General features: G+C 43.3%; 12 protein-coding genes. 5 read left to right on the top strand and 7 right to left on the bottom strand.

Features of this window, described 5'->3' with window-relative positions:
- Positions 1–7: 7 nt before the first annotated feature.
- Genes SNE26_RS06940 through SNE26_RS06930 form a run of 3 tightly spaced genes read left to right on the top strand, consistent with a single transcriptional unit; the run spans position 8 to position 3967 of the window.
- Positions 8–697, top strand: a complete 690-nt coding sequence (locus SNE26_RS06940; protein WP_321558635.1) for an ABC transporter ATP-binding protein — start codon at positions 8–10, stop codon at positions 695–697.
- Positions 690–3260 carry an FtsX-like permease family protein gene (locus SNE26_RS06935; protein WP_321558634.1) on the top strand — a complete coding sequence of 857 codons (2571 nt, stop codon included), beginning with the start codon at positions 690–692 and terminating at the stop codon, positions 3258–3260. Before SNE26_RS06940 ends, SNE26_RS06935 begins: the two co-directional genes overlap by 8 nt.
- Positions 3261–3280: 20 nt before the next feature.
- Positions 3281–3967, top strand: coding sequence for an arylesterase (locus SNE26_RS06930; RefSeq protein WP_321558633.1), 687 nt, complete (start codon positions 3281–3283; stop codon positions 3965–3967).
- Positions 3968–4023: 56 nt separating this feature from the next.
- Here SNE26_RS06930 and SNE26_RS06925 read toward each other — a convergent pair whose 3' ends face one another.
- Together SNE26_RS06925 and SNE26_RS06920 are read right to left on the bottom strand one after the other, a co-directional pair.
- Positions 4024–5037, bottom strand: a complete 1014-nt coding sequence (locus SNE26_RS06925) for a substrate-binding domain-containing protein (RefSeq protein WP_321558632.1) — start codon at positions 5035–5037, stop codon at positions 4024–4026.
- A 191-nt stretch (positions 5038–5228) separates the two neighbouring features.
- Positions 5229–6041: a hypothetical protein gene (locus SNE26_RS06920; RefSeq protein WP_321558631.1), complete on the bottom strand. Its 813-nt coding sequence runs from the start codon at positions 6039–6041 to the stop codon at positions 5229–5231.
- A gap of 277 nt (positions 6042–6318) precedes the next feature.
- On the opposite strand from SNE26_RS06920, the gene SNE26_RS06915 reads away from it, so the two are divergent.
- Both SNE26_RS06915 and SNE26_RS06910 read left to right on the top strand, forming a co-directional pair.
- Positions 6319–7626 (top strand): PQQ-dependent sugar dehydrogenase, encoded by a 1308-nt coding sequence (locus tag SNE26_RS06915; protein ID WP_321558630.1) that lies wholly within the window; start codon positions 6319–6321, stop codon positions 7624–7626.
- Positions 7627–7628: 2 nt separating this feature from the next.
- Positions 7629–8081 carry a cytochrome c gene (locus SNE26_RS06910; protein ID WP_321558629.1) on the top strand — a complete coding sequence of 151 codons (453 nt, stop codon included), beginning with the start codon at positions 7629–7631 and terminating at the stop codon, positions 8079–8081.
- 56 nt (positions 8082–8137) lie between these two features.
- On the opposite strand, the gene SNE26_RS06905 is transcribed toward SNE26_RS06910, so the two are convergent.
- Genes SNE26_RS06905 through SNE26_RS06885 form a run of 5 tightly spaced genes read right to left on the bottom strand, consistent with a single transcriptional unit; the run spans position 8138 to position 12095 of the window.
- Complete coding sequence (locus SNE26_RS06905; RefSeq protein ID WP_321558628.1) at positions 8138–8608, bottom strand: RidA family protein; 471 nt, start codon at positions 8606–8608, stop codon at positions 8138–8140.
- A 45-nt stretch (positions 8609–8653) separates the two neighbouring features.
- Entirely contained in the window at positions 8654–10387 is a 1734-nt protein-coding gene (locus SNE26_RS06900) for a carboxypeptidase-like regulatory domain-containing protein (RefSeq protein ID WP_321558627.1), read from the bottom strand.
- Positions 10387–11349, bottom strand: coding sequence for a FecR domain-containing protein (locus SNE26_RS06895; RefSeq protein WP_321558626.1), 963 nt, complete (start codon positions 11347–11349; stop codon positions 10387–10389). Before SNE26_RS06895 ends, SNE26_RS06900 begins: the two co-directional genes overlap by 1 nt.
- Before the next feature lies 1 nt (position 11350).
- Positions 11351–11956, bottom strand: a complete 606-nt coding sequence (locus tag SNE26_RS06890; RefSeq protein WP_321558625.1) for an RNA polymerase sigma-70 factor — start codon at positions 11954–11956, stop codon at positions 11351–11353.
- Between the two features lie 4 nt (positions 11957–11960).
- A complete protein-coding gene (locus tag SNE26_RS06885) occupies positions 11961–12095 on the bottom strand; it encodes a hypothetical protein (RefSeq protein WP_321558624.1) in 135 nt (44 codons plus the stop codon).
- Between the last annotated feature and the right edge of the window lie 7 nt (positions 12096–12102).

Here is a 12102-nt window from a genome sequence, read left to right as displayed (position 1 = left end):
AACATCTGTGGACAATATCCTCAATATCTCTGATTTAAGTAAAACATACCAAAGTGCCGGTCGTACGCTCAACGTGCTCGATCAAATAAATTTCTCAGTAGCAGTAGGTTCAACCAATGCCATTGTTGGGCCTTCAGGCAGCGGAAAAACCACCTTGCTTGGCCTTTGCGCCGGGCTTGACCGTTCAACTTCAGGCACTGTTGAGCTCAATGGGATCAACCTCAACAAGCTTACAGAAGACCAGCGTGCACAAGTACGTAATCAGCACGTAGGATTCATATTTCAGAATTTCCAGCTATTACCTACACTAACTGCCCTCGAAAACGTGATGGTACCGCTCGAGCTCAGAGGCGAAAAAAATATCAAGGTACGGGCTTTGGACCTATTGGATAAAGTAGGCTTATCAGAGCGCGGCCATCATTACCCGCTCCAGCTTTCGGGCGGCGAGCAGCAGCGTGTTTCACTTGCCCGTGCCTTTTCAAATGCTCCCCGGATCTTATTTGCAGATGAACCAACAGGTAACCTCGATGCAGAGACCAGCGATAAGGTGATCAAACTTATTTTCGATCTGAATAAGGAGGCCGGCACTACCCTCGTAGTGGTAACGCATGACCTTGAGCTGGCAGCCAAAACGCAGCGCATTATCAGGATAAAAGGCGGCAAATTGATTGCCGACGAAAAAACCATCAATGGATAAGCTAATGGATAGTACCGCTGTTGATTTTAAAAGAAAGATAAATATCCCCTGGCTGTTCAGTATGGCCTGGCGCGATAGCAGGCGCAACCGCTCCAGGTTGTTCCTTTTTATATCGGCCATTGTATTTGGCATAGCTGCATTGGTGGCTATTTATTCGTTCAAATACAATGTACAAAATGATGTGAACGATCAGGCAGCAACCCTCATCGGCGCCGATCTGGCCATATCAGGCAACAAACCGGTTGACGATAAATTGAAGCATCTGCTCGATTCATTGGGTGATGAGCGCTCACAGGAACGGAGCTTTGCATCGATGCTTTATTTCCCGCGCACAAAAGGCACACGGTTAGTGCAGATCAGGGCTTTACAGGGAGGTTTTCCCTACTATGGTACTTTAGAAACCACACCCGAAGCTGCCGGGCTTAATTTCAGGCAGGGCAAAATGGCCCTGGTTGATAAAACCCTGATGCTGCAGTTCAATGCCAAAGTAGGTGATTCGGTTAAAGTGGGTAACCTCAATTTCCTGATTGCCGGCATCCTGAATAAAGCACCCGGGCAAAGCGGTGTAATGGCAGGTATAGCACCGGTGGTTTATATCCCCATGCAGTACCTGGAGCAAACCGGGCTTGTAAAAATTGGCAGCCGGGTTAATTACAGCTTTTACTATAAGTTCAATTCATCTGTAAATGTAGATAAGCTCAGCAAAAAAATTGACCCGATACTTGACAGAGCAGGAATGCGCTTTGAAACCATCGAAACAAAAAAAGACAATACAGGTCGGGCATTTGGCGACCTGAGTCGCTTTTTATCGCTGGTTGGCTTTGTAGCCTTGTTACTGGGTTGCGTTGGTGTAGCCAGTGCTATTCATATTTATGTAAAAGAGAAAATTGCATCAATAGCTATTATGCGCTGTTTGGGCGTTAAATCGTCCGAAGCATTTTTAATTTACCTGATACAAATTATTGGAATAGGCATCATTGGTTCTGTTACCGGGGCTACATTGGGTACGGCTGTTCAACATTTACTGCCGCTGGTATTTAAGGATTTTCTGCCTTTTACCATCTCCGTACAAATATCGTGGATGGCTATAGGACAGGGCATTTTGCTGGGTGTGATTATTTCTATCCTTTTTGCATTACTGCCATTAATCTCTGTACGAAATATCTCGCCGCTCAATACACTCCGAATTTCGTTTGATGAAAGCGGGAACAGGCGGGATCCTTTGCGTTGGCTGGTTTACCTGCTGATACTAATCTTTATAATAGCCTTTACTTATTTGCAGTTAGACAGCTTGATAGGTAGTATCCTGTTTACACTTGGAATCTTAATTGCGTTCATGATCCTTACAGCGACAGCATGGTTACTGATGCGTGTTACTAAAGCCATTATTAAAGGCTCCTGGAGCTATTTGTGGCGGCAGGGATTTGCCAATTTATATCGTCCCAACAATCAAACAATTATCCTCATTGTATCTATCGGCTTAAGCACAATGTTTATCTGCACACTTTATTTTGTGCAAACGTTACTGGTGCAGCAGGTTAATCTTTCAACCAGCGGCAATCAATCAAACATGATCCTGTTTGATATCCAGAACAGCCAGGAAAAAGGTGTTGTTCAGTTGACAAAGCAACAGGGGTTGCCGGTACTGCAGCAGGTACCTATTGTGACCATGCGGATTGAACAGGTCAACGGTAAAACCGCAGCTGATCTTACAAAGGACAGTACCATCAAAATACAGCATGGCGTATTTGCCTGGGAGTACCGGGTAACCTTTAGAGATTCGCTAACCTCGTCAGAAAAATTACTGGACGGCAAATGGATCGGCAAAGCTGATCCCTCTAAAGAAATCCCGGTATCTGTGGAAGAAAACCTATCCAAACGGGGTAGCTTAAAAATTAGCGATAAAATAGTATTTAATGTACAGGGCGTACAAATGCCTGCATATGTAGCCAGTATCCGTAAGGTTAACTGGGGTAAGGTACAAACCAATTTCCAGGTGGTTTTCCCTAAAGGTGTACTGGAAGATGCTCCACAGTTTCATGTATTGATGACGCATGTGCCCTCAAACAAAGTATCGGCAGCTTTTCAGCAGTTGGTAGTACGCACATATCCCAATGTTTCTATTATCGATCTTGGCCTAATTTTGAGTGTGGTTGATGAGTTGTTAAGCAAAATAAGTTACGTTATCCGTTTCATGAGCGCGTTCAGTATTATCACAGGTATTGTGGTGCTGATAGCATCGGTGCGGATCAGTAAATATCAGCGGATCCAGGAAAGTGTGTTGCTACGCACCCTTGGAGCCAGCCGCAAACAAATTTTTACTATAACCGCGTTGGAGTATTGGTTTTTGGGTAGCCTATCTGCCCTAACCGGAATCCTGATAGCTTTTGCAGGCACTTATTTCCTGGCAAAATATAGTTTCGAAATACCATACAGTGTGAATATATTGCCGGCACTTGTACTATTTTTGATAGTAAGTTTGCTGACTGTTATTATTGGTTTACTGAATAGCCGCGGGGTACTTAACAAGCCACCGCTTGAGATTTTAAGAACAAACGCCTGAACGCATTGTATTTATTTTATATGAACAAAGTTACATTAAGCGGTATCTTGCTTGCGGCCCTCACTATGGCAGGTTGCGGCGATGGTGCTAAATCACCAAACAATGATCAGCCGCAAGCTGCTACAGAAACTGCAAAAACTGATTCGGCATCAAAAAAAATAGTTTTATTTTTTGGCGATAGCCTCACTGCCGGGTATGGTCTTGATGATCCGGCCGATGCATTTCCGGGTGTGATCAGTCGCCGGGTTGACTCATTAAAATTACCGTATAAAGTAATAAATGCCGGATTAAGCGGCGAAACTACCGCCGGCGGCAATGCCCGGATAGACTGGCTGTTAAAGCAAAAAATAGATGTTTTTGTACTGGAGCTTGGTGCTAACGACGGCCTTCGCGGGATCCCGGTAAACGAAACCGCCAAAAATCTGCAATCAATAGTTAATAAGGTAAAAGCTAAATATCCCGATGCCAAACTTGTTTTGCTGGGCATGCAGGTACCGCCAAACATGGGCGCCGATTACACCGGTAAGTTCAAAAACATTTTCCCCAATCTGGCTAAAAAAAACAATATGGCCCTTGTTCCCTTTTTATTACAAGGCGTTGGCGGTATACCATCACTTAACCAGGGCGATGGCATCCACCCTACCGCTCGGGGTGCAAAGATTGTAGCCAACAACGTATGGGCAGTTTTGCAAGATGAATTGAAATGATCAATCGTTCAGGACTTGTACACCATCACCCTGAACTTATCCTGCAAAACATTTCATTAGTTTGATGAATCCCTGATAATTAATTCTGTGGCTAATGTTATGTGTTGATTTTTTTCTTCGGGGGTTGCAGCGTTAAGCCTTTCCATCAGCAGCTTGATCACATTGTCGGCTATTTCATCAATTGGCTGAGCTATAGCGGTAACAGCCGGGGTATATAATTCAAAAAGCTCGTAATCATCAAACGCGATCAAAGCAATATCACCCGGTATATTTTTACCTGCCTTACGGATGGCCTTCAAGCCGCATTTGCCCAAATGATTATTGGCGAACAGGATGGCATCGACATCTTTATTTTTTTCCAGGAAGTTTGTCATTAATTTAAGCAGTTCCTGATCGGAAGTGTGAAAATCAACTTCGGTTATATTGGATTTCAATTTACTTTGGTGCATGGCTTTTTCATAACCTTCCAGCCTCTCTATCATTTGGGTTTGGATAGAACTGTAAGTTATAAAAGCGATGTTTTTATGTCCTTTATCAATAAGGTACTGTGTGGCGTTAAAAGTGCTGAACAGGTTATCAACCACTACATAATCGGTGGCTACTTTAGGCAGGTAGCGGTCAAAAAGCACCACCGGGAAACCATCTTTAATCAAATCGCTGATATCCTCTTCAATATTATCGGGCGGGGTAATAATGTAACCGTCAACATGCCTGTCGCGAAACATAGCTATTAGTTCGCGGGTTTTTTGGGTATCATTATCAGTACTGCTATAAATGATCTTATAACCGTTTTGGTAAGCAAGATCCTCTATACGACGGGCTATTGTGGCAAAAAAATGATTGGAAATATCCTGTACCAGCAAGCCAATGATATTTGATTTGCCGGTCCGTAAACTTTTGGCCAACGAATTGGGTTTATAACCAACCTCTTTTACATACTGTAGTACGCGCTTCACCAGCTCATCGCTGATGCGTTTTTCCTGTGCGCGGCCGTTCAGGATAAAAGATACCGTAGTTTTAGATATATTGAGGCTATTGGCAATGTCAACTATAGATAATTTCTTCTTCAAGGATTTAGTATTTTTAAAACCAAATATATAATATAAATGGTAATGCTAAACAGGTTTAGTAGATAATAAATGGTTTATATTGCTCATTAATTAACGCTTATTAGATATCTGAAAATCACCGTAACCATTAAAATAAAAAAAGATCGCCCGTAACAGGCGACCTTTCAGTTAATATATAGGGAGTTAGAATATTAAAACCTACGCATGCCGCGACCGGAGTTCCCATTTTGAGAGAAACGTTCACCGCCATTGCCCCTGTCATGCCCGCCACCGTTTGATGGCCGGCCACCCCAGTTGCCACGATTGTCATGGCCGCCATGGTTATCATTGTTGCCATGGTTAGGCTGCTGTCCGTTACCCCATCCGCCATGATTGCCATGGTTGTCATTGTTAGATTGATTTCCATTACCCCAATTACCACGGTCGTGATTACCATTGCCCCAGTTATGATTATCCCTGCCACTTCCCCAGTTACCACGGTTATCATATGGGTTAGGCCTTCTGCCCCAGTTTCCACGGTCAGCACCCCAGCCTGGGCGATAAGCATAACCACCTGCTGGCCTTCTGTCAAAACGGTGGCCCCAGTTACCACGGTCTCCCATGTAACCGCCCCACCTTTGCCTGTAATAGTCATGGCGCATGAACGGACGCGATGCCCTTACTTCGTAACGTACAGCGGTACGCCAGTTGTAGTCTCTGTATGCGCCGGGCAGGTAAGCACAACTTACCCAACGGCTACCATCATTATAATAATAGCAACCTGCACCCACATTATAATAAGCCTCAACCTCGGGCAGATAATAGTAATCATCGTCGTCGCTAACATTTACATTATCGTTATCATCGTAAACGGGCTGTTCTTCAACCACGGGTGGAGGAGGAGCAGGTACATAAACACGGTGAGCCGGGATATTGATACCAAATTGTATAGATACCTGGGCGTTGGCTTTGCTGATAAATAAGCTTCCGGCTGCTATTGCTGATAATATGACTAAGTGCTTCATAATTGTAAATTTTATATAGTTAGGACGTGATCTATCAGCAATGGTTTAATCAAACACAGCATTATATGTCATGACATTAGTTAGTTGATACTATGTTTTATCAACAGGGTATTTAACCAAATTTTATTTCAAACAATTGCGCCTGCACTCTATTGTCGCCAAATTTTATTAATGGATCATGCTTCGATAAAAAAACAACAGTGTCACCTGATTACTACAAAACAGATTTTAGGATTATCGGTATATTTACTTAATTTGATAACCATTAATCTTTACCATGAAAAACCGCAAATTATTACGTTCCATACTGCCTGTAGTTGCTATGGGAGGTATCATGTTTATTACAGCCTGCAAAAGTAATAACGACTCAAAGAAAACTGCCGACAGCACTTCTACCCCTGCTCCATCAACAGAAAACGCGGGTCTTAAAACTCCAGAAGGCTTTAGCGCCAGCATTATTGCCGAAAAGCTTGGTGGTACCCGTCATATTGCCATCACTCCACAAGGCGACATCTACGTAAAACTCACCAATGTCAAAAACAATAAGGGGATATTAATGCTCCACGAAGATGGCAGCAAGGCTACCGTAAAGAACAGCTTTGGCGCTTATAGCGGCACAGGCATGTCGATTAAAAATGGGTACCTGTATGCCTCATCAGACGAAGAGGTTTTTCGTTATAAAATGAACGATAAGGGCGAGGTGATGAATCCTGAGCAGCCCGAAAAAATAGTGACCGGTCTTATTAGCCGTCATGAGCATGAAGCTAAAGCCATAACGCTTGATAACGATGGCAACATTTACGTAAACATTGGCGCTTACTCAAATGCCTGCCAGGTGGAAGACCGAAAAAAAGGTTCCCCGGGCCAAAAGGGCTGCCCTATTTTAGATTCGGCCGGCGGCATCTGGCAATTTAAAGCTGATAAATTGAACCAGCATTATGGCGATGGCGTACGTTATGCCACCGGTCTGCGGAATGTTGTAGGTATTACCTGGAACCAGCAAAACAACCAGCTTTTTGTAATGCAGCATGGCCGCGACCAGCTTTTTGAATTCTATCCACAATATTTCACTGCTAAGCAATCTGCCATATTACCTGCCGAGTGTATGTACGCGCTTAAAAAGGGTGATAACGCGGGCTGGCCTTACATGTACTACGATCAGGAACAACATAAAAAAATGCTGATGCCTGAATATGGAGGCGACGGTAAGATTGAAGGCGGAAAAGATGCTATCGATCCTGCAGCTGCTTATCCGGGTCACCTTGCCCCTAATGGGCTGTTATTTTACACCGGCGATCAGTTCCCGGCGAAGTATAAAAATGGTGCGTTCATAGCTTTTCATGGCTCATGGAACCGCGCACCTGAACCGCAGGCTGGCTACTTCGTGGTATTTCAGCCGTTTAAAGATGGCAAGCCCGATGGCCAGTGGGAAGTTTTTGCCGATGGATTTTCTGGCTCCGCTGCCAATACTGCTTCGGGCGCTGCGGCCCACCGTCCATGCGGCTTAGCGCAGGGCCCGGACGGCTCACTTTATGTTACCGACGATGTGGCTGGAAATATTTACAAAATCACCTATAAAAAATAATAATGGACTTTAAAAAAGCCCTCATTTTATTATTCATAACCTTATTTACAAGTATTGCCTCACAGGCACAAACAAGGCATAAAAAACCGGCGGCAAGGAAAGCTGCCGCCGGTTTTAAAAAATCAATGGCCAATGGCCAGGCCCTTTTTACTCAATATTGTGTGGCCTGCCACCAGGCAGATGGTTTGGGTGTACCGCACATGAACCCGCCGCTGGTTAACACAACTTATGTTTTAGGCGATAAAAGCAAGCTCATTAAAGTAATACTTAACGGTTTTGATGAGGATGTGGAAATAAACGGCGAAACCTATTCAAACACCATGGCGGCACATGATTTTATGAAGGATCGGGAAATTGCAGATGTATTAACCTACGTGCGCAACAGCTTTGGTAATAAAGCCAGCGCTGTTACTATTGCACAGGTAAAAGCTACAAGGGCTACTAATAAAAAGTAGTTGGGCTCATAATAATACTTACGAAGTTTTGGAAACTTCGTAAGTATTAATATATGTCACTTCTTTTTGATAACAGCTGTCGCTTTTATCTCAATTAAAATATCATCCCTGAAAAGCTTACTTACCTGCACCAGTGTACTTGCCGGTGGCTGCTTAGTATTCACATATTTATCCCTGATACTACGAACCACCTGCACCTGCGATGCATCCATCAGGTAATAATTCAACTCAACCAGGTCATTCATAGTCCCGCCTGCGGCCTCAACAATGTTTTTGATATTAGTAAAAACCTGTCCCGTTTGGCTGGCCAGATCACCATTGCCGGCAAGCTTACCAGCCTGATCTAAACCAACCTGACCCGACATGATCACCATTTTATTTTTACCCAGATCAACAATTACAGCGTGCGAATAGCCAAAAGGCTTCCCAACGGCAGACGGGTTTAAGAAAGCCACATCTTTATTCGCTTCCTGGGCAAAACAAGCCGACGATGCGCAGAGCAAAATGAGATAAAGGAGTTTTTTCATCAGGTGATTATTGGTTGACGCAAATTTGGGCATATTAAAGCAAACTTACAATATCGTGATACCGGCCGACCAGCCGATCCAGCCTTTTGTACGGTTGCCCCAATCAATCAAACCGGGTTTGTTTTTTATGATCTGCTGAATATCGCTGTCACCGGGATGATCGCCGTAGTTGGTGTAAACGTTAAATGACGGCCCCGCAAAAAAACTAACTTTTGAACCTGCCTTGAAATTTATCAACGCACTTACGCGGTTTACTTGATTTTGATTTTTCCATCCTTTAGCCAACAATAAATGCGTTGAGCCCTCAACCGACAGTGATATATTATTATTGAAGATAAAATCGTGGCCCAAACCAAAACCTGTGCTGTAATAAACATGCTTATCCGTAAAATTAACGCCGCCTGATATGATGGAATACAATTTAGCATTCCCCGATTTAAAGGCAATGTTTGTCGTAGTGATCTCGTTACTATATGCCTCAATTTTAGCATATCCATTACGCGAAATATTTAGTAAGCCTATGCCATAACCATCAAGCGTATCGGCAATATTTACGATAGCAAATGACACGCCTTTTATAACCCGGGCTTTATTAAAGATTCCTGCTATCTGCATTCCGCTTGCTTCGTTACCCGTAACGTTAGCTATCCCCGCAATACTAAAACCTATGTTGTTTTTCCGGGTGTAATTGTAAATACCTGCCGCTTGAATGCCTTTACTATTGCTCACGTGGTTAAAGATCCCGGCAAGCTGAACGCCCTTGAGGCTATCTTTTACCATATTGTATATGCCTGCCGCCTGGATGCCTTCCATGTTTTTCTGATCGTTATTATTAATCCCGGCAAGTTGAACGCCTTTGCTGTTACCCCCAACAATATTAAAGAGCCCGGCCGCCTGTACATATTTAACTTCCTGTTTGTTGATATTAAACAGCCCCCCAAGTTCAACGCCATTAACGCCACCGTTATATCCCCCTAAAATATTGAGCGAAAAGTTATTGACTATTTGCCCGCTCATCATACCATGGCTTCCCAAACTTGGTAAAAGCGAGGTTTGTACCGGAACAGTAGAAAGATACCCGCCTAAATTAAGGTTCTGTATTTTCTGGCCTGATGACAGGAACATTCTTCCCAGCCAGCTCCTGTCTGATTTTGAATTTGCGGCATCGGCGCTGTAATAATATTCGCGTGGTTTTATAGATACGTTTACATTATTTAAAAAATTGATGCTGGTATCACGATATAGCTCCTTACTCACATTAAGCGTGATCATACCGTTAGCTTTTATCTTGAGCTGGAAGTAACCGTTCTGATCGGTAAGGGTTGATTCCAAAGAATTTTTTTCATACACACTGGCGTTGTAAAGTTTTTTGCCGGTGATATCGTCATACACATAACCGCTGATGTAATAAACATTACCAGGGCCGGCCAGGGTATCAGGTACGAGGGTTAACCTGTACGGCGTAGGCCGGAGTATAATATACCCCGGCGATTCCTTATAATCAACCTTACCATGAAACAGCTCATCAAGCAGGTTTTTGATCGTTTGCCCGAATGATACCATGCTCACTACGCTATCGGTTTTGATGACATCGTTGCTGTATGAAAAATAAAATTTGCCTTTTTCGCCAATAATGGAAAGGATCTCGGCTATCTTTTTTTGTTTAACATTGAGCGCTACAGTACGGTTCAGGTTATCCTGCGCCAGCGCATTGGTAATGAGCAGGCAGCCCGCCAGTACGAGCATTATATAAAATAATATGTTTAGTTTCTTTTCCATCAGTTTTTGATTATGATGAGATGAGGTTTTTTGATCACTTTAACGTCGCCAAGGGTTTTGCTTATGACCTCTAATATCCCGTCGAGTGAATCTGCTTTAAATGTGGTTGTAATAGTCCTGTTAGCCAGTTTTTTATTATCTATCACAATATTTGCATGATAGGCTTCATTAAGCACATCAACCAGGCGCCATAGCGGAGTTTTATTAGCCACAAACTTTTGGGTGCGATAATAATTATATAGCTCATCCTGGCTGCTGCCTTTTTGCAGGCGACCGCCCTGTACTGATGCTTTCTCTTTCGGCTTTAGCTTTACAATGATCTCCTGCTGAATTACCTGCACTACGCCGGTTTCAACAATAACCTCAGTATTAGGGCCGGTAGCTTTGATATTGAACGATGTGCCAACCACCTTTACAACCACATCATTCACGTGGATCATAAATGGTTTTGATTTATCATGAGCTACATCAAAAAAGGCTTCCCCTTTTAGGGAGATCTCCCTGGTATCGCCGGTAAACCTGTCCGGGTAATTTAATACCGAGTTTTTATTCATGGTGATCAATGATCCATCAGATAAGGTAACCTTGCATACTATATTGCCGCTTTGCAGTGTAAGTATATTGACTTTAACCGGCTTGAACAGGGTGTACAAGCCCGCCGCGCTCCCTAATATCACCAGCCACATAGCAGCCATTTTAAGCCAGCGGTTTGTCGGGTTCAAAGATCTTATTTTAGCCGATGCCTCTCCCCTGTTTTGTGCCAGCTGTTTAAATTCGGCCCATGAGGCATCGGGATCAAGCTTACTTTCTATCTTAAGTTCGCGGCTGGTATCCCAGATCAGTTTAAAATGATCAAAATACTTTCGGTTATCGTCATTTTCGCCAAGCCAGCGGTTGATGGTTTCATTCTCAACCGGCGTGGTCTCGTTCAGCATGTATTTGGTTAATAAATCGTCCATCATGTTAAATAATATTAAAAGACCGGCTGATAAGCCAAATGATCAACGGCAGATAATCAACTAATTTGAGCCGTAATGTTTTCAGGGCTTTGCCCATCTGATTTTCTACTGTTTTTATGGAGATGCCTAATTCGTCGGCAATTTCCTGGTATTTTAAATCCTCAAACCTGCTCAGCTGAAACACCGTGCGGCATTTTTCGGGCAGGTCATTCAATGCCTGTTGTAATTTTTCTTTGAGGTCAAGCAGTTCCATACCGGCGCCTCCATCAACTTTATCCTTCGTCATATACAGTACATGCTGCTGGTGATTAACCTTTACTTTCTGGTGCCTGAGGTTATTAAGGCATTCGTTATAAACCGCGCCATACAAGTAGGCCTTTATCGAGCCGGTGAAATTCAGCCGCTCCCTACGCTCCCAGAGCCGCATAAAAACATTTTGTACCATCCCCTTCGCGGTATCTTCATCTCTTAAAATAGAGATAGCATACACATGCAATGGCCTGATGAAGTGCTTATATACCTTTTCAAAGGTTGCTTCATCGCCCGAGAGCAGCAGCGGGATCAATTGTTCGCTATTTATATCCAAAATATGATCAGTTTGGGTTAACATTCAATTAAATCTTAATGCGGTAATTAATGGCTGTAAGGATGTTTATCCATTTATTTTCTTCAATTATCCGCCTGCCCCGGTTATTCCCGGGAGAGTAAATAAAAGCAATAAGAAGTAATAAGGAAGCTATTCTGTTCATTTTAGTA

Source organism: Mucilaginibacter sp. cycad4, assembly GCF_034263275.1.
Lineage (GTDB): Bacteria > Bacteroidota > Bacteroidia > Sphingobacteriales > Sphingobacteriaceae > Mucilaginibacter.
The sequence above is the reverse complement of the archived record's forward strand: the minus strand, read 5'-3'. Positions and strand labels throughout refer to the sequence as shown.

Excerpts from the sequence above, each read along its gene's own strand:
- SNE26_RS06935 (WP_321558634.1), top strand. The coding sequence starts at position 690 with ATGGATAAGCTAATGGATAGTACCGCTGTTGATTTTAAAAGAAAGATA.
- SNE26_RS06930 (WP_321558633.1), top strand. The coding sequence starts at position 3,281 with ATGAACAAAGTTACATTAAGCGGTATCTTGCTTGCGGCCCTCACTATG.
- SNE26_RS06920 (WP_321558631.1), bottom strand. The coding sequence starts at position 6,041 with ATGAAGCACTTAGTCATATTATCAGCAATAGCAGCCGGAAGCTTATTT.
- SNE26_RS06915 (WP_321558630.1), top strand. The coding sequence starts at position 6,319 with ATGAAAAACCGCAAATTATTACGTTCCATACTGCCTGTAGTTGCTATG.
- SNE26_RS06910 (WP_321558629.1), top strand. The coding sequence starts at position 7,629 with ATGGACTTTAAAAAAGCCCTCATTTTATTATTCATAACCTTATTTACA.
- SNE26_RS06905 (WP_321558628.1), bottom strand. The coding sequence starts at position 8,608 with ATGAAAAAACTCCTTTATCTCATTTTGCTCTGCGCATCGTCGGCTTGT.
- SNE26_RS06900 (WP_321558627.1), bottom strand. The coding sequence starts at position 10,387 with ATGGAAAAGAAACTAAACATATTATTTTATATAATGCTCGTACTGGCG.
- SNE26_RS06895 (WP_321558626.1), bottom strand. The coding sequence starts at position 11,349 with ATGATGGACGATTTATTAACCAAATACATGCTGAACGAGACCACGCCG.
- SNE26_RS06890 (WP_321558625.1), bottom strand. The coding sequence starts at position 11,956 with ATGTTAACCCAAACTGATCATATTTTGGATATAAATAGCGAACAATTG.
- SNE26_RS06885 (WP_321558624.1), bottom strand. The coding sequence starts at position 12,095 with ATGAACAGAATAGCTTCCTTATTACTTCTTATTGCTTTTATTTACTCT.